Annotated in this window: 17 protein-coding genes and 1 pseudogene; 8 read left to right on the plus strand and 10 right to left on the minus strand. The window is 70.8% G+C overall.

Annotated elements, in window-relative coordinates; genetic code table 11:
* Positions 1–134 precede the first annotated feature (134 nt).
* Entirely contained in the window at positions 135–1,541 is a 1,407-nt protein-coding gene (locus BCR15_RS00005) for a GuaB1 family IMP dehydrogenase-related protein (RefSeq protein WP_068749388.1), read from the plus strand.
* Positions 1,542–1,684: 143 nt separating this feature from the next.
* On the plus strand, positions 1,685–2,209 hold the full coding sequence (locus BCR15_RS14500; RefSeq protein ID WP_078920213.1) for a hypothetical protein: 525 nt from the start codon (positions 1,685–1,687) through the stop codon (positions 2,207–2,209).
* 67 nt (positions 2,210–2,276) lie between these two features.
* On the opposite strand, the gene BCR15_RS00010 is transcribed toward BCR15_RS14500, so the two are convergent.
* The 7 genes from BCR15_RS00010 to BCR15_RS00040 all read right to left on the minus strand — a co-directional run bounded on the left by BCR15_RS00010 (position 2,277) and on the right by BCR15_RS00040 (position 7,913).
* Positions 2,277–2,675 carry a cytochrome c oxidase subunit 4 gene (locus BCR15_RS00010; RefSeq protein WP_068749389.1) on the minus strand — a complete coding sequence of 133 codons (399 nt, stop codon included), beginning with the start codon at positions 2,673–2,675 and terminating at the stop codon, positions 2,277–2,279.
* On the minus strand, positions 2,672–4,327 hold the full coding sequence (gene ctaD, locus BCR15_RS00015; RefSeq protein WP_141679960.1) for an aa3-type cytochrome oxidase subunit I: 1,656 nt from the start codon (positions 4,325–4,327) through the stop codon (positions 2,672–2,674). Before ctaD ends, BCR15_RS00010 begins: the two co-directional genes overlap by 4 nt.
* Positions 4,328–4,401: 74 nt before the next feature.
* Complete coding sequence (gene ctaC / locus BCR15_RS00020; RefSeq protein ID WP_228383385.1) at positions 4,402–5,226, minus strand: aa3-type cytochrome oxidase subunit II; 825 nt, start codon at positions 5,224–5,226, stop codon at positions 4,402–4,404.
* Positions 5,227–5,409: 183 nt separating this feature from the next.
* Positions 5,410–5,757 (minus strand): HesB/IscA family protein, encoded by a 348-nt coding sequence (locus tag BCR15_RS00025; RefSeq protein WP_078920212.1) that lies wholly within the window; start codon positions 5,755–5,757, stop codon positions 5,410–5,412.
* A 112-nt stretch (positions 5,758–5,869) separates the two neighbouring features.
* A complete protein-coding gene (locus BCR15_RS00030; RefSeq protein ID WP_078920211.1) occupies positions 5,870–6,763 on the minus strand; it encodes a glycerate kinase in 894 nt (297 codons plus the stop codon).
* Positions 6,760–7,092, minus strand: coding sequence for a PspA-associated protein PspAA (gene pspAA / locus BCR15_RS00035; protein WP_068749393.1), 333 nt, complete (start codon positions 7,090–7,092; stop codon positions 6,760–6,762). Before pspAA ends, BCR15_RS00030 begins: the two co-directional genes overlap by 4 nt.
* Positions 7,089–7,913: a PspA/IM30 family protein gene (locus BCR15_RS00040; RefSeq protein WP_068749394.1), complete on the minus strand. Its 825-nt coding sequence runs from the start codon at positions 7,911–7,913 to the stop codon at positions 7,089–7,091. Before BCR15_RS00040 ends, pspAA begins: the two co-directional genes overlap by 4 nt.
* A gap of 149 nt (positions 7,914–8,062) precedes the next feature.
* Between BCR15_RS00040 and BCR15_RS00045 the strand changes: the two genes are divergently transcribed.
* Together BCR15_RS00045 and BCR15_RS00050 are read left to right on the plus strand one after the other, a co-directional pair.
* A complete protein-coding gene (locus tag BCR15_RS00045) occupies positions 8,063–8,719 on the plus strand; it encodes a DUF3043 domain-containing protein (RefSeq protein WP_078920210.1) in 657 nt (218 codons plus the stop codon).
* A complete protein-coding gene (locus tag BCR15_RS00050) occupies positions 8,719–8,925 on the plus strand; it encodes a hypothetical protein (protein ID WP_068749396.1) in 207 nt (68 codons plus the stop codon). Before BCR15_RS00045 ends, BCR15_RS00050 begins: the two co-directional genes overlap by 1 nt.
* Here BCR15_RS00050 and BCR15_RS00055 read toward each other — a convergent pair.
* Complete coding sequence (locus BCR15_RS00055; RefSeq protein WP_141679956.1) at positions 8,894–9,199, minus strand: hypothetical protein; 306 nt, start codon at positions 9,197–9,199, stop codon at positions 8,894–8,896. The genes BCR15_RS00050 and BCR15_RS00055 overlap by 32 nt on opposite strands.
* Before the next feature lie 60 nt (positions 9,200–9,259).
* Between BCR15_RS00055 and BCR15_RS00060 the strand changes: the two genes are divergently transcribed.
* Positions 9,260–10,765 carry a leucyl aminopeptidase gene (locus tag BCR15_RS00060; protein ID WP_078920209.1) on the plus strand — a complete coding sequence of 502 codons (1,506 nt, stop codon included), beginning with the start codon at positions 9,260–9,262 and terminating at the stop codon, positions 10,763–10,765.
* Between the two features lie 4 nt (positions 10,766–10,769).
* Here BCR15_RS00060 and BCR15_RS00065 read toward each other — a convergent pair whose 3' ends face one another.
* The gene (locus BCR15_RS00065) at positions 10,770–11,096 is read right to left on the minus strand and encodes a hypothetical protein (RefSeq protein ID WP_068749399.1); all 327 of its coding nucleotides are present in this window, start codon (positions 11,094–11,096) and stop codon (positions 10,770–10,772) included.
* Between the two features lie 52 nt (positions 11,097–11,148).
* Between BCR15_RS00065 and BCR15_RS00070 the strand changes: the two genes are divergently transcribed.
* Entirely contained in the window at positions 11,149–12,549 is a 1,401-nt protein-coding gene (locus tag BCR15_RS00070; RefSeq protein ID WP_068749400.1) for a dihydrolipoyl dehydrogenase, read from the plus strand.
* A gap of 52 nt (positions 12,550–12,601) precedes the next feature.
* The gene (gene sucB / locus BCR15_RS00075; RefSeq protein WP_068749401.1) at positions 12,602–14,410 is read left to right on the plus strand and encodes a 2-oxoglutarate dehydrogenase, E2 component, dihydrolipoamide succinyltransferase; all 1,809 of its coding nucleotides are present in this window, start codon (positions 12,602–12,604) and stop codon (positions 14,408–14,410) included.
* 64 nt (positions 14,411–14,474) lie between these two features.
* On the opposite strand, the gene BCR15_RS00080 is transcribed toward sucB, so the two are convergent.
* Complete coding sequence (locus tag BCR15_RS00080; RefSeq protein ID WP_068749402.1) at positions 14,475–15,350, minus strand: MerR family transcriptional regulator; 876 nt, start codon at positions 15,348–15,350, stop codon at positions 14,475–14,477.
* A gap of 123 nt (positions 15,351–15,473) precedes the next feature.
* On the opposite strand from BCR15_RS00080, the pseudogene idi reads away from it, so the two are divergent.
* A pseudogene (gene idi, locus BCR15_RS15520) lies at positions 15,474–16,016 on the plus strand (isopentenyl-diphosphate Delta-isomerase); the annotation flags it as partial.
* Positions 16,017–16,068 lie beyond the last annotated feature (52 nt).

Genomic DNA, 16,068 nt, shown 5'->3' on the forward strand with positions numbered 1-16,068 from the left:
GTGTTCGGGCAGCCGCATGCCGGAGTTGCGCAGCACGGCCGTGCGGTACGTGAGGGAGTGCATGAGCATGCCCTGGTCGGGCCGGAAGCGGCCCACCTCCTCCCAACCGAACTCGCGGTTCCGGGGGCGTCTTCATGGTCCCCAGCCGCTCGGGCATCAGCTCCCGCCTCGACGTGGACCTCACCTCCACCGACGGCCTCGCCACCCCGACGCCCCTCGTGGCCGCCAACATGACGGCCGTCTCCGGACGCCGGATGGCGGAGACGATGGCCAGGCGCGGAGGGCTCGCCGTGTTCCCGCAGGACATCCCGAGCGACGTCGTCGCCCGCAGCATCGAGAAGGTCAAGGCCGCGCACCCCGTCTTTGACACAGCCGTGACCGTCTCCCCCACCACCACCGTCGGCGAGACCCTCAGCCTCATCGGCAAGCGCGCGCACGGCGTCGCCGTCGTGGTGGACGGCGACCGGCGCGTCATCGGCCTCGTCACGCCGCAGGACGCGCTCGACGCCGACCGGTTCGCTCAGGCCAAGGACATCATGACCACCGACGTCACCCGCGTCGCGCCCGAGTCCACCCCTGAGGAGGTGTTCGAGCGGCTCTCCGAGCAGCACCAGAAGGTCGCTCTGGCGGTGGACGCCGACGACCGCCTCGTCGGCCTCATGACGCCTAAGGGCGCGCTGCGCTCGGCAATCTACTCCCCCGCCCTCGACCACGAGGGCCGGCTCCGCGCCGGTGTGGCCGTCGGCATCAACGGCGACATCCCCGCCAAGGTCCGGGCCGCACTTGAGGCCCGTGCCGACGTCATCGTCATGGACACGGCTCACGGGCACCAGGAGAAGATGATCTCCGCCCTGAGCCTGGCCCGCGAGGTCCGTGACGCGTTCGCCGGCGAGACCGGCCGCCGCGTGCTGATCGTGGCGGGCAACGTCGTCACCCCCGAGGGCTGCGATGACCTCATCGACGCCGGCGCGGACATCCTCAAGGTCGGTGTCGGCCCCGGCGCCATGTGCACCACGCGGATGCAGACCGGCGTCGGCCGCCCCCAGTTCTCCGCTGTTCTGGAGTGCGCGGAGGCCGCCTCCGCGCGCGGCAAGTCCATCTGGGCCGACGGCGGGGTCCGCCACCCCCGCGACGTCGCCCTCGCGCTCGCCGCGGGCGCCGGGTCGGTGATGATCGGGTCGTGGTTCGCGGGGACGCACGAGTCCACCGGTGACCAGCTCGTCGACAACCAGGGCCGCGTCTACAAGGAGTCGTTCGGCATGGCGTCGGCGCGCGCGGTGCGGCAGCGCACGCGGGAACAGTCGGCGTTCGACCGGGCCCGCGCCGCCATGTTCGAGGAAGGCATCTCGTCGTCTCGGATGTACCTTGATCCGCGCCGCCCCGGCGTGGAGGACCTCATCGACTGGATCACCTCCGGCGTGCGATCGTCGTGCACCTACGCGGGCGCGCGCAGCCTGGGCGAGTTCGCCGAGCGTGCGGTCGTGGGCGTGCAGTCGGGCTCCGGCTACGAGGAGGGGCGGCCGCTCGATCAGAGCTGGTGACCCACCCTTGACGAACGGCCAGAAACCGCGCGTCAAGTGGAGATCTTGGGTGTCAGACGCTATTCTCCGCTGACCCTCCCGGGTGTTAGAGTGGTGATGACCGTACGCCTCGGCGCAGTCTGCCGATTAGAGGGGGAACTACCATGGCTTTTGACTCACCCGCACCGATCAGTCGGCGCACCGTCGCCAAGGGCATCGCGTGGACCGCGCCGGCCGTGGCCATCGCATCCACAGCACCCGCCTTCGCAGTCTCGAATCCACAGGTTTGGTTCGAGAACCAGAATGTCGCCTGCAAGCTACCCGGCGCCTCGTGCGAGAAGGAGACAGGCGTCACCAAGGGCTACGCCGTTCGAGTCCGTGTCTGCACCAACGTCACAGAGCCGATCACGGTCACGTTCAACTCGGTGGTAGTCCGCCTCGATGGAGTCCTCAGCCCCGGATGGACTATCGAGCCGGTAGAACTCGCTGGGGCCATTGAGGGCCAGGTGAGTTGCACCTATATCGATCTTGGCATCGAGGGCGAGCCCAACAGCGAGAACGTCTCGATCGAGGGGACCGCGTCCTTCACGTGGGTTGCGGATGATAACTTCCCCAGCGGCAGTGGCTCCCTGACCTTCAGCGCACCGTCGACCCCTCCCTGCGTGAACTGCTCAACGACAGGCGCCTGACCCCAGGACCGCTGAGAGGGGCCCCGCCATCGCGGCGGGGCCCCTCTCAGCATTTGGTGGTCAGGGATCAGTGCTTGTAGTCGCCCCGGTAGAACTCCAGGATCCACCCGCTCGCGGACCAGATCCCGATCCCGAAGCCGACGAGGCTGATCCACGGCTGCGACAGCGCGGGGCCCAGGAAGATGATCGCGACCGTCACCGCGGCCCAGAACGGCCAGATGGACTTCGGCGCGAAGAAGCCCAGAGCGCCCGCACCCTCCACGACCTCGGCATCGCCCCGGTCCTCAGGACGCGGGTCGAAGTTGCGTGCGGTCAGCGCAAGGTAGCCGCCGATCATCAGGCCGAGCAGGCCGCTGAACCCGAGGACGAACGTCCCGGCGATCTCCCCCGACATGAACCAGTAGATGGGCGTCACGATCGCGAAGAAGACCGCGATGAACAGGAATACGTACTTCTCCGGCCTCACTTGTGGCTACCTTCGGTCTCGACGATGGGGTCGACGCGGTCGAGCAGTTCGCCCGGGTCCTCCGCGTGCAGGTCGGCGGCCGCCACCAGCTCGGGCCGGTGCAGGTCGAGCGCCGGGGAGATGGAGCGGATGCGCGGCAGCGACGTGAAGTTGTGCCGCGGCGGCGGGCAGGACGTGGCCCACTCGAGCGAGCGGCCCCAGCCCCACGGATCGTCGACCATGACCTTGGGCGCCTTCCGCGTGATCCACACGTTCCACAGGAACGGGATCATCGACACACCCAACAGGAACGCGCCGAACGTGGACAGCTGGTTGAGGAACGTGAAGCCCTCCCACGCGCCGTAGTCCGCGATGCGCCGCTGCATGCCCTCGACACCCAGCCAGTGCTGCACGAGGAAGGTGGTGTGGAAGCCGATGAAGATCAGCCAGAAGTGCACCTTGCCCCACGTCTCGTCGAGCATGCGTCCGGTGAACTTCGGCCACCAGTAGTAGAAGCCGGCGAACATCGCGAACACGACGGTGCCGAACAGCACGTAGTGGAAGTGCGCCACGACGAAGTACGTGTCGGACACCTGGAAGTCCAGCGCCGGGGCGGCGAGGATGATGCCGGTCAGGCCGCCGAACAGGAACGTCGTCAGGAACCCGATCGCGAACATCATCGACGAGTTCAGCGTCAACGACCCGCGCCACATGGTGCCGATCCAGTTGAAGAACTTCACGCCGGTGGGCACCGCGATCATGAACGTCATGAACGAGAAGAACGGCAGGTTCACCGCGCCGGTGACGAACATGTGGTGCGCCCACACCGACACCGACAGCGCGCCGATGGACAGCGTCGCGAACACCAGGCCGTAGTAGCCGAACACCGGCTTGCGGCTGAACGCGCTCAGCACCTCGGTGATGATGCCGAAGAACGGCAACGCGATGATGTACACCTCGGGGTGGCCGAAGAACCAGAACAGGTGCTGCCACAGCACCGGCCCACCGGACGCCGGGTCGAAGACGTGGCTGCCGAGCACCCGGTCCGCCTCGAGCACCAGCAGGCCGGCGGCGAGCACCGGGAACGCGATGAGGACCATCAGCGAGGTGACGAGGATGTTCCACGAGAAGATCGGCATCCGGAACATGGTGAGGCCCGGCGCACGCATCGTGATGATCGTGGTGACGAAGTTGACGGCGCCGAGGATCGACGACAGGCCGAGCAGGTAGAGGCCCATCAACCACAGGTCGTGGCCGATGCCGGGCGAGTGGATCGAGTTCGACAGCGGCGCGTACGCGAACCAGCCGAAGCTGGCGGCGCCGTCGGGGCTCACGAAGCCGGCGCAGGCCATGAGCGAGCCGAAGACGTACAGCCAGAACGCGAACCCGTTCATGCGCGGGAACGCGACGTCCGGCGCACCGAGCTGCAGCGGCAGGATCGCGTTGGCGAAGCCCGCGAACATCGGCGTCGCGAACATCAGCAGCATGATCGTGCCGTGCATCGTGAAGAACTGGTTGAACGTCTCGTAGTTGACGAACTGCATGCCGGGGGCGGCCAGCTCGGCGCGGATGGCCAGCGCCAGAACGCCGCCGATGGCGAAGAAGATGAACGCCGTGACGAAGTACATGTTGCCGATCACCTTGTGGTCGGTGGTCGTCAGGTACTTCATCATGGTCTCGCCGAGCCGGTGCGGCTCGGTGCGGATCTCGGTCTGGAGCTGGCTCCGCTCCGTGATGCTGGCGCTGCTCACTTGTGCTCCTCCGGTGCCTCAGTCGGCAGGACGGCCTGCAGGGCCTCCTGAAGCTTCTTCTCGCCGGCGTTGCCGGACTCCGCCAGCTCCTTGACCTTCGCCTCGTACTCCTCCTCGGTCACGACGTGGACCTTGAAGAGCATGAGCGCGTGGTATTCGCCGCAGAGTTCGGCGCACTTGCCGTCGTACGTGCCGAGGCGGTTGGGCGTGACCTCGAACGAGTTGGGGTGGCCCGGGATGACGTCCATCTTGAAGTAGAAGGACGGGACCCAGAACGAGTGGATGACGTCGGCCGACTGCAGGTTGAACCGCACGGTCTTGTCGACGGGCAGGTAGAGGTCTGGGATGGTCTCCAGCGTGCCGATGGAGTGGGCGTCGGTGCCCACGTCCGGGTTGTCGGCCTCCATGTAGTTGAACGTCCACGACCACTTCTGGCCGATGACGTTGATGGTGACCTCGGGCTCCTCAGTGGTCTGCAGCACGGCGTCGGACGCCTTGACGGTGTAGAAGAACAGCACGCCGATGATGAGGAACGGCACCAGGGTGTAGAGCAGTTCGAGGGGCAGGTGGTAGGTGGTCTGACGCGGGGCGGGGGCATCCTCGTCCTTGCGGCGGTAGCGCAGCACCGCCCAGCCGATGAGACCCCAGACGAGCACGCCGATGATCAGCGACGCGATCCACGCACCGATCCACACGTTCCCCATGACGGGCGCCTGTTCCGTCGCCGCCTCCGGCAGCCCGAACCGCGCTCCCTGACCGGAGCAGGCCGTCAGCCCCACCAGCGACGCGGGGAGCCCGACGAGCAAGGCTGCACGAACCATCCGCCGACGCGATGGCGCAGGATTGCCACTCACAAGTTGCCCTTCCGTTGACCATTGACCCGGTGGATTCCGCACACTTCGGATCGCACAGGGACACCACTGCTGGGGCCACCTTAACGCATAAAGCCACCCCCGTGGATTGCGCTCCACAGGGGTGGCTTAAGCTGAAAGGTTCGGTGCCGATCAATGGAAGGAGTCACCGCACGCGCACGAGCCCTGCGCGTTGGGGTTGTCGATCGTGAAGCCCTGCTTCTCGATCGAATCCACGAAGTCGATGCTGGCGCCGCCGAGGTACGGGGCGCTCATCTTGTCGGTGACGACGCGCACGCCGTCGTAGTCGGAGGCGACGTCGCCGTCGAGCTCACGGTCATCGAAGTACAGCTGGTAGCGCAGGCCGGAGCAGCCGCCCGGCTGCACGGCGATGCGGAGCACGAGGTCGTTGCGGCCCTCGGCGTCGAGCAGCGCGCGCACCTTCTGCACTGCGACGTCGGTGAGGACCACACCGTTCTGGGTGATCTGGGTATCGGTCACGCTTGACTCCAAGTCGAGAGAGGGCACTGTCTTGCTGGAAGATTCTACGTCGGTTTCGGAGGAATCCCCATACCGGTCGGCGTATGCCCACGGCGAAACTCCGCCGATGGGCTCACCAGGACCAGGTGCGGGCCACCCGCTCGGCCACCTCGGCGACCTGCCCGGGCGTCGCGATGTCGTCGCCGGCGCCTGCCAGCACCGGGTACGCCGCCTCGAGGCCGGCCAGTCTCAGCTCGCGCGACGACACATAGTTGCGGCCCACGATCGCGATGACCGGCCGCAGCGCCTCCCCCGCCATCCCGACGATGCGCTTGACCACCGGCCCGCCGACGGCGTGGAAGTCCAGCATGTCCGCGCCGGTGACGACGAGGTCCGCCTGCGCCATCGTCCCGGCGAGCCCGTAGTGCTCGACGAGGAAGGTCAGCGGATCCGTGATGACGGCGCCCATCGCCTGCAGCAGCAGGCCGGCGCCGCCCGCAGCACCAGCGCCGGGCTGGGCCGTCAGCCCCAGCGAGGTGGCCCACCGGCCGGCGACCGCGTCGGCGGCCAGTACGTCGGCCAGATCGGCGCCGTGTTCGCGCCCCTCGGTGGCGGCCAGACCCGTGAGACCGGTGAGAGGCCGCTCCTGCTGCCCGTCTTCGACCAGCGCGACGAGGCGCCGCCCCGACCACGCCTGCCGGGCCACGGCCACGGCCTCCACCGGATCGTCGGCGAACGCGTCGAGCACGCCCCGGCCGAGGTCGGCGACGCGGCACGCGGTGAGGTCGACCACCAGGTCGCCGTCCGCGTCCGCGAGCGCGCGCCCCAGATCGACGGCGTCAGCCGGCCGCGCGAAGGGGGCCCCGGGCGCCGCCGTGGCCACCGCATGCGCCAGGGCGTCGCCCGTCACCGCCAGGGGAACGACGGCGGGCACCGCTCCGCGCTCGGCGAACCGACCCGCGATGAGGGCCGACGCGTCGGCGGGCGTCAGACCCGCCATCGCGTCGGCCGCGATGACGACTCTCAATGCTGCGATTCCGGGTCCAGCTCGTGCAGGTCGTCGTCGGCGTCGGGAATGAGGCCGTAGTACTCGCTGGTGGAGTCCAGCAGCGCCTGCATCTCGTCGAGGGTGACGTCCATGTCCGGCAGGATGAGGTCGGACTCGGCCAACACGTCGTCAGGAACGACGACGCCGACGGCCTGCACGCCGTCGATGAGGCGCTGCAGCGCGGCGCGCATGCCCTCCTCGTCCTCGGCGGCGACCCGCTCCTCGAGCTCGCGGTCCAGTTCGTTGAGGTCCATCAGGTGCTCGGGCTCGAGCACCCACTGGCCCTGCCCCATGATGCGCACGATCATCCCTGGTACCCCTCCTGCCGGGACTGATCCACCGCCGGCTGCTCGGCCGGGGACACCTGCTGGGACTGCTGGGCGGGCTCCGCGGGCGAGGCCGAGAGCTCAGGGCGCGCGGCGGGGCCGCCGGTCAGCTGGGCCTTCATGGCGGCCAGTTCGTTCTCGATCTGCGAATCGGCGGCCAGCGAGTCGAGCTCGCGCGTGATGTCGTCCTTGACCATGCCGGTGGGATCCTCGAGGGCCCCGGAGGCGAGCAGCTCGTCGACGGCGGACGCGCGCGCCTGCAGCTGGAGCGTCTTGTCCTCGGCGCGCTGGATCGCGAGGCCGACGTCGCTCATCTCCTCCGAGATGCCGGTGAACGCCTCGTTGATGCGGGTCTGGGCCTCGGCGGCCGAGTACGTGGCCTTGATGGTCTCCTTGCGGGTGCGGAACGCGTCGACCTTCGCCTGGAGCCGCGAGCTGGCGCGCACCAGCTTCTCCTCCTCGCCCTGGAGCTGCGCGTGCTGCGTCTGCAGCTCGTCGAGCTGGACCTGCAGGCCCGCCTTGCGGGTGAGCGCCTCGCGCGCCAGGTCCTCGCGGTTCGATTCGAGCGCCCGCTGCGCGGCGGACTGGAACCGCTGCACCTCCTGGTTCAGCTTCGCCGCCTGCAGCTCCACCCGCTTGCGGCTGGTGGCGACGTCCGCGACGCCGCGGCGCACGTTCTGCAGGAGCTCCAGCTGCTTCTGGTACGAGTAGTCGAGGGTCTCGCGCGGGTCTTCGTACTTGTCGAGAGCCTTGTTGGCCTTCGATCGGAAGACCAGGGCGATGCGTTCAAAAATGCTGGCCACTGAGGGTGTCCTTCCAGGAACGTGCGGTGTTCGCCTCAACGTTAGCGCGGCGGCAGGCCCCCCGGGGTCGCTGCGGCCCCTGAGCCGACCCTGAGGCCACCCGGGGTAGACTGGGCGAGCCGTACACCCGACGAAGGACTTTGAGCACCGTGGCCCTGTTCCGCCCCTATGAGCGCACCGATTCGACGCCGTCGAAGGACCGCATCTCCGCGTTGACGCCGAAGGGCGAGAAGGCGTCCGCGAAGGCAGCCAAGGCCGAGGCGCCGGCTCCCGCTGCGGCAGAACCGACGCAGCCCACCCCGGAGGCGCGGCAGGCGGTGCGCCGCAAGCAGGGCGCCACGCCCACCCGTCGGGCCGCCGAGGCCGCCCGCATGGAGCGCCTCCATCCCACCCTCACGCCGAAGCAGCAGCGCAAGGCGGATTCCGCCGCCAAGTCGCGGGCCCGCGCTGAGGCCTGGGACCGCGTCGAGAAGTCCCCCGAGCGGCAGTTGCTGCGTGACTACGTCGACACCCGCTGGACCGCCGCCGAGTTCATGATGCCGGCGATGATCCTCGTCATGGCCGCGGTGATGGTGACGATGAACAACGTCGTGCTGTCGAGCTGGATCTCGATGTCGCTGTGGGTGATGCTCGCGATCACGATCATCAACGTCGCCATCATGTGGCGCGGCTTCAAGAAGCTGCTGGCCGAGCGGCATCCCGGGGCGTCGACCCGCGGGCTGCTCGTCTACATGTTCAACCGCTCGCTCATGATCCGCCGGTTCCGGCAGCCGGCGCCGCGGATCAAGCGCGGGGATCCGATCTGATGAGCTACGCATGGCGCCCCGAGTCCGGGGCCTACACGCTCGCCGAGCTCGAGGACGAGGGGCTGCTACACCGCTTCGAGGACCAGGGGGCCGCCGAGGAGTGGCTGGGCATCTTCTACGGGGACCTGCTCGAGCACGGGGTGGCCGAGGTGAGCCTCTACGAGGAGGACCGCCTCATCTACGGTCCGATGTCGCTGCACCCGTGACGGGCCGCCGCGCGAGCGCGGCCCCGAACACCACCATGCCGAGTCCCGCGGCGACGGCGAACGGCGCCTGCTGGCGCGCCACCTCGATCCGGTCCTCGTAGCGCTGCACGCGGCCCGCGCTCTCGTCGGTGAGGCTCGCGTACTCGCAGGTGTCGCCCGGGCCCATCTCGACGCCGCGACATGACGTCGACGGCGAGACCCACGACACCAGGCCCCACGCGGCGACGGCGAGGCCGGCCACGATGAACGCCCAGAGGCCCACCCGCTGCATCATGCGGGCAAAGGTACCCCGGCGCTCCCGGGCGGCCCAACCCGACTCGCTAGGCTGACCGATGTGACGCGCATCAACCCGACCCTGACCCTGTCCCGCAGCCTCCCGAAGTCCGCCGACGTCGTCGTGCTGGGAGTGGTCCCGCTCACCGGCGACGGCCTCGCCGTCGTCGGCGCCACCCCGGACCTGGAGAAGGCGTTCACCAAGGCCTACGGCCGCGGCATCAGCGACGTCGCCGTCGCGATGGCCGCGCAGTCGAAGCGCGAGGAGCTCACGCACGTGCCGCCCGTCGATGGCGCGCGCCTGCTGCTCGTCGGCCTCGGCGACGCCGACGTGACGCCCGAGGCCGTGCGGATCGCCGTCGGCTCGGCGTTGCGCGTGGTCGCGGCGCTGCCGGGCGCGGACGGCCTCGAGGTCGCGGTGTCCCTCGAGGTCACCGATCCCGAGCTGCTGCAGGCTGCCGGCGAGGGCGCCCTGCTCGGCGCCTACCGCTTCGAGACCATCACCGCCACCACGCCTCCCACGCCGGTGACGGCCGTGACGCTCGTGTCGGCCACCGTCGGCGCGGCGCAGAAGGACGCGGTGGCGCGGGCGAAGGTCGTCGCGGACGCCGTGTGCCAGGCCCGCGACTGGGGCAACACTCCCCCAAACCTCCTCTACCCGGAGACGTTCGCCGACGCGGCCCGCGGCTACGTGCGCGACGAGCGGATCGCCGTGGAGATCCTCGACGAGAAGGCCCTCGAGAAGGGCGGCTACGGCGGCATCCTTGCCGTAGGCGGCGGCTCGGCCCGCAAGCCGAGGCTCGTGCGGCTCAGCTACACCCCGCGCGGCGCCGAGGCGCACCTGGCGCTGGTGGGCAAGGGCATCACGTTCGACTCCGGCGGCCTCGACATCAAGCCCGCGGGCCAGATGGCGGGCATGAAGTTCGACATGTCGGGCGCGGCCGCGGTCGTCGCGGCCACCCGAGCCATCGCCGCCCTGGGTCTCAAGGTCAAGGTCACCGCCTACGCGGCGCTCGCGGAGAACCTCCCGTCGGGCAGCTCGTACCGGTCCAGCGACGTCTTGACGATGTTCGACGGCCAGACGGTCGAGAACTACAACACCGACGCCGAGGGCCGGCTCGTCATGGCCGACGCCATCGCCCGCGCCGGCCTCGACACTCCGGACCTCATCGTGGATGTCGCGACGCTGACCGGCGCCTGCATGGTGGCCCTCGGCCTGCGCACCGGTGGCCTGCTCACCAACGGGGAGGCCACCTCGGACCTGCTGCTCGACGCCGCCGAGGCCGCCGGCGAGGACTTCTGGGAGCTGCCGCTGACGGACTTCACGCGCGAGCAGCTGAAGTCCACGGTCGCGGACATGCGCTCCGGCGCCGGGCACCGGTGGGGCGGGGCGCTCGTCGCCGGCGCGTTCCTCGAGCGGTTCGTGCCCGAGGGTGTCGCGTGGGCCCACCTGGACGTCGCGGGGCCGGCTGAGAACCCGGACGCGCCGTACGGCTACGTGCCGAAGGGCGGCACGGGGGTCGCGGTGCGGACGCTCGTGGCGCTCGCGGAGCTGTTGCAGGGCTGACGGGTCACTGGCGGGCGCGCTTGGCGCGCAGCCCGTACTCGCGCATGCGCTTCGGGTACGGGACGACGCCGGCGTCGTAGCACGGCAGGTCGTGCCGGGCCGCGAAGTCGTAGCCGTAGGCGACGCTCGGGATCCCGCGACGGGTGGACTCGCCGTCCGCAGCGACGAGCAGCAGCGACGGCTTGTTGAACGAGGTCGGCTGTTCGACCCACGCCTCCACACCCCGCCGGGTCGCCACAAACTGCGACAGGTGCTGACGCATCGCGTCCGGCACCTGTCGCTCCTCGCGCGCCACCTGGACCTCGCGCCGCCGTCGTCGGAACCACCCCACGGGCCCATTATGCGCCAGCGCCCCCAAGGCCCGGCGTGGGAGACTTGCCCGCATGACGCACCCCTTCGACGTGGCCATCCTCGGCGCCGGGTCCGCCGGCTACGCCTGCGCGCTGCGGGCCGCCCAGCTGGGCCTCAGCGTGGCGCTCATCGACGACACCCCGCTCGGCGGCACCTGCCTGCACCGCGGCTGCATCCCCACCAAGGCGTGGCTGCAGGCCGCCAAGGTGCGCCGCACGGTGGCGAAGGCGGCGTCGTTCGGGATCGGCGCCACCCTCGGCGACACGGACCCGGCCGCGCTGCTGGCCTACACCGACGGCGTCGTCGGGCAGCTGCACCGCGGCCTGGAGGGCCTCATCGCGCAGCGGGGCATCACGGTGATCCGCGAGCGCGGCACGCTGGTCGCCGATGACCGCGGGCCCGGCATCGAGACCGGCGCCACCGTGCACCGGGCGCGCGCCGTCGTGCTCGCCACCGGGGCGGCGCCCGTCACGCTGGGCCTGCCCGTGGACGGCGCGCGCATCCTCACCAGCGCGGACGCGCTGCGGCTCACGGCGTTGCCCGAGCGGGCCGTCGTGCTCGGCGGCGGGGTGATCGGAGTCGAGTTCGCGTCCCTGTGGGCGGACCTGGGCGTCCACGTCACCCTGGTGGAGGCCATGGACCGGCTGGTGCCGACGGAAGAGCCGGGTCACTCGCGCATCCTCACGCGGGCCCTCAAGGGTCGCGGCGTGGACGTGCGCCTCGGTGCCCCCGTCGACACCGCCGAGGCGACCGACGACGGCGTGAGCGTCCAGATCGGCGGCGAGACGGTCGCGGCCGACGCCCTGCTGGTGGCCGTCGGTCGCCGCCCGGCGACCGGCGACCTCGGCCTCGAGGGCGCTGGGGTCGCCGTCAGCGACAGCGGCCACGTCGTCGTCGACGGCCAGCTGCAGACCACGCTGAAAGGCGTGTTCGCGGCCGGCGACCTCGTCGCGGGGCCGCAGCTGGCCCACCGCGGCTACGCGCACGGTCTGTTCCTCGCCGAACGCATCGCCCACCTGCAGGGCCGCTCCGGGGAACGGCCCACCCTGCCCCGCGACGCCGGCATCCCGCGCGTCACCTACTCCTCGCCCCAACTGGCGTCCGTGGGGCTCACCGCCGACCAGGCCGGGCCCGACGCCGAGGTCGTCGACTACCACCTCACCGGCAACGGCCGAGCGCAGATCCTGCGGGCACCGGGCGACCGGGAGACGGGCGTCGTGCGGCTCGTGCGCCGCCCCGGCGGGGAAATCGTCGGGGTCCACCTGGTGGGCGACGACGTGGCCGAGCTCATCGGTGAGGCCGCCCTCCTCGTCGGGTGGCAGGCGACCCCCGACGACGTCGCCGGGATCGTGCACGCCCACCCGACGCTGGGCGAGGCGATCGCGGAGGCGAACTGGGCTCTCGCCGGTCGGCCTCTGCACATGCATGGGTGAATCGCATATAGGCTGAGGGCATTACCGCGGTACGCAAAGGAGCCACAGACACATGTCAACCGAAGTCACCCTCCCGGCACTGGGCGAATCCGTCACGGAAGGCACCATCTCCCGCTGGTTGAAGGCCGTCGGGGACACCGTCGAGGTGGACGAGCCGTTGCTCGAGGTCTCCACCGACAAGGTGGACACCGAGATCCCCAGCCCCGTCGCCGGAACCGTCCTCGAGATCAGGTTCCAGGAGGATGACGTGGCCGAGGTCGGCGCCGTCCTCGCGGTCATCGGGGAGGCCGACGAGGCCGCCGCGCAGCCGGCCGCCGAAGCCCCCGCAGAGGAGGCTGCTCCCGCTCCCGAGCCCGAGGCCACCGCCGAGGAGACCCCCGTCGCCGAGGCACCGGCGGAGGAGGAGCCGGCCCCGGAGCCGGAGCAGGTGACCGAGAAGGCCCCCGCCGCGCAGGCCTCCGGGCCCGCCACCGGCACGGAGGTGACCCTGCCCGCGCTGGGCGAGTCGGTCACCGAGGGCACGGTGTCGCGGTGGCTCAAGAACGTCGGTGACACCGTCGAGGCGGACGAGCCGCTGCTCGAGGTCTCCACCGACAAGGTCGACACCGAGATCCCCAGCCCCGCCGCCGGCACGCTGCTCGAGATCCGGTTCAAGGAGGACGAGGTGGCCGAGGTCGGCGCCGTCCTCGCCATCATCGGCGACGCCGAGGCCCAGCCCGCCGCGGCCGAGCCGACGCCGAAGCCGGAACCCAAGCCCGAGCCGAAGCCAGAACCCAAGCCCGAGCCGAAGCCGGAACCCAAGCCCGAGCCGAAGCCAGAACCCAAGCCTGAGCCGAAGGCCGAGCCCGCCGCGCAGCCCGCGCACTCCCCCGCCGTCGAGGCCGCCGTGGCCCGCCGCGCGGCCGAGGCGTCCGGCGACGGCACCTACGTCACCCCGCTGGTGCGCAAGCTCGCCAAGGAGCACGGCGTCGAACTGACCAGCGTCAAGGGCACCGGCGTCGGCGGCCGCATCCGCAAGCAGGACGTCCTGGAGGCTGCCGAGGCCGCCAAGAAGGCCAAGGAGGCGCCGGCTCCCGCGGCCGCGCCGGCCGCGCAGTCCGCGCCCGCGGCCGCTGCGAAGCCCGCAGCCGCCCCGCAGGTCCGTGGCACCACCGAGAAGCTCTCCCGGCTGCGGCGCACCATCGCGGCGCGCATGGTGGAGTCGCTCCAGGTGTCCGCGCAGCTCACCGCGACGGTCGAGGTCGACGTCACCGCGATCAGCCACATCCGTGGCCAGGTGAAGGACGACTTCAAGAAGCGCGAGGGCGTGTCGCTGTCCTACCTGCCGTTCATCACGGCGGCCGCGGTCGAGGCACTCAAGCAGTTCCCGGTCGTCAACGCCACGATCGACACGGAGGCCGGCACCGTCACCTACGCCGACGGCGAGCACATCGGCATCGCGGTGGACACCGAGAAGGGCCTGCTCGTCCCCGTCATCAAGGACGCCGGCGATCTCAACCTCACCGGCCTGGCCAAGAAGATCGCCGACCTCGCCGCCCGCACCCGGGCGAGCAAGGTGAACCCGGACGAGCTGTCCGGCGGCACCTTCACGATCACCAACTACGGGTCGGCAGGCACGCTGTTCGACACGCCGATCATCAACCAGCCCCAGGTGGCCATCCTCGGCACCGGCGCGCTCGTCAAGCGCCCCGTCGTCGTGGAGGACCGCTTCGGCAACGAGTCGATCGCGGTGCGGCACATGATGTACCTCTCGCTCAGCTACGACCACCGCCTCATCGACGGCGCGGTCGCGGCCCGGTTCCTGTCGTCCGTGAAGGAGCGGCTGGAGGACGGCGACTTCGGGGGCGAGTTCGGCCTCTGATCGACGCATTCCGACGGGCGTCATCCCTCGCGGGGTGGCGCCCGTCGTCGCGTCTCCGTCGGGGTCAGAGCCGGCCGGCGGCCAGGCTGCGGTGGAGCAGTGCGGCGGCCTCCGCGAGGCGGTCCGGCAGCGGGTGGGCGCCATCGACGGCGTCGCGCAGCGATCCCCCGACCCACACCGACAGCGGCGGCGAGACCCGGCGCAGCGCGTCGATCAGCTCCTGCGTGACGGGCAGCGTGGTCGTCGCCGTGACGCCGACGACGGCGGCCCGGGCACGACTCCGCTCGGCGGCCAGCACCCACTCGCCGGTCGGGATGTCGGACCCCAGGTAGACCACCTCGACGCCGCGGCGCCGCAGGCAGGTGGCGAAGCAGAGCAGGGCGAGCTGGTGCCGGTCGCCGGCCGGGAGCCCCACGAGGACGGCCGGACCGCCCGCCGTCGCCGGGGCGGCGTCGAAGACCGCCGCGACGGCGCGCATCAGCCCCGCGCTCGCGAAGTGTTCCTGGGCGACGGACAGCTCGCCGCTCTCCCACGCCTGTCCGAGCCGCACGAGCTGCGGGAGTATCCAGTCGTCGGCCACCTCCTCGAACGGCCCGCTGGCGAGCGCACGGCCGAGCACGTCCGCCAGTGCCGCAGGTTCGAGCGACGCGGCGGCGGCGACGAACTCGGACCCGTCTGGCCGCGCCGACACGGCGCCGACGTCCTCCGGGGCCGCGGGCATCGCGGTGAGTTCCGCGACGCTGGCGGCGGCACGCGATGCAGGCACCCCCGCCTCGACCAGCGCGGCCATCTCCCGTAGCACCGCAAGCTGGGCGTCGTCGTAGAGGCGGTACCCGCCGGACGACCGCACGGGGCGCACGACCTCGTAGCGGCGCTCCCAGACCCGGAGTGTCGCCTCAGCGACCCCGGTGAGGGCAGCCACCTGCTTGACTGTGTACATCGCTTCATCTCCCGCCGACATCGCACACCGTAGCAAACCCTGGACAAACCTTCGTCACATCTTGCCTCATCGCAATCGCCCCGCTAAGGTCGTTCCAAGGTTCGACAAACATTGGACACAGCCATGATCGCAGACCGACACCGCGAGGCGGCCCCGCCGGCCGCCGGGGAGCCCGACGACGTCGTGCTCCTCGCCGAGGACGGCACCCCCATCGGGCGTGCGGACCGCATGCAGGTGCACACCACCGACACCCCACTCCACCTCGCCTTCTCGACGTACGTGTTCAACGCACGCGGCGAGGTCCTGGTCACGCGCCGGGCGCTGGCCAAGAAAACCTGGCCCGGGGTGTGGACCAACTCATGCTGCGGCCACCCCAAGCCCGGGGAGTCGCTGGAGGACGCGGCCCGGCGCCGGATCCGCGAGGAGCTGGGGCTGCACGTCGGCCCGCTCACCCCCCTCGTGCCCGACTTCCGCTACCGGGCCACCGACGCCTCGGGCATCGTCGAGAACGAGATCTGCCCGGTGTTCGCGGCCTTCGTCCCCGACGAGCAGCCGACGCCAGACCCGGGCGAGGTCGCGGAGTGGATGTGGGTGCCGTGGGAGAAGCTCGCGGACGCCATCACCGCGACCCCGCACGTCTACAGCCCCTGGGCGGCGCTCCAGGTGCCGCTCATCGCCGCCGGCCACCCGGACGCCGCGTGGCGCGCCACGCCCCCGT

Source organism: Tessaracoccus lapidicaptus (genome assembly GCF_001693815.1).
GTDB classification, from domain to species: Bacteria; Actinomycetota; Actinomycetes; order Propionibacteriales; family Propionibacteriaceae; genus Arachnia; species Arachnia lapidicapta.

Excerpts from the sequence above, each read along its gene's own strand:
- BCR15_RS00005 (WP_068749388.1), top strand. The coding sequence starts at position 135 with ATGGTCCCCAGCCGCTCGGGCATCAGCTCCCGCCTCGACGTGGACCTC.
- BCR15_RS14500 (WP_078920213.1), top strand. The coding sequence starts at position 1,685 with ATGGCTTTTGACTCACCCGCACCGATCAGTCGGCGCACCGTCGCCAAG.
- ctaD (WP_141679960.1), bottom strand. The coding sequence starts at position 4,327 with ATGATGAAGTACCTGACGACCACCGACCACAAGGTGATCGGCAACATG.
- ctaC (WP_228383385.1), bottom strand. The coding sequence starts at position 5,226 with ATGGTTCGTGCAGCCTTGCTCGTCGGGCTCCCCGCGTCGCTGGTGGGG.
- pspAA (WP_068749393.1), bottom strand. The coding sequence starts at position 7,092 with ATGATCGTGCGCATCATGGGGCAGGGCCAGTGGGTGCTCGAGCCCGAG.
- BCR15_RS00050 (WP_068749396.1), top strand. The coding sequence starts at position 8,719 with ATGAGCTACGCATGGCGCCCCGAGTCCGGGGCCTACACGCTCGCCGAG.
- BCR15_RS00055 (WP_141679956.1), bottom strand. The coding sequence starts at position 9,199 with ATGATGCAGCGGGTGGGCCTCTGGGCGTTCATCGTGGCCGGCCTCGCC.
- BCR15_RS00070 (WP_068749400.1), top strand. The coding sequence starts at position 11,149 with ATGACGCACCCCTTCGACGTGGCCATCCTCGGCGCCGGGTCCGCCGGC.
- sucB (WP_068749401.1), top strand. The coding sequence starts at position 12,602 with ATGTCAACCGAAGTCACCCTCCCGGCACTGGGCGAATCCGTCACGGAA.
- BCR15_RS00080 (WP_068749402.1), bottom strand. The coding sequence starts at position 15,350 with ATGTACACAGTCAAGCAGGTGGCTGCCCTCACCGGGGTCGCTGAGGCG.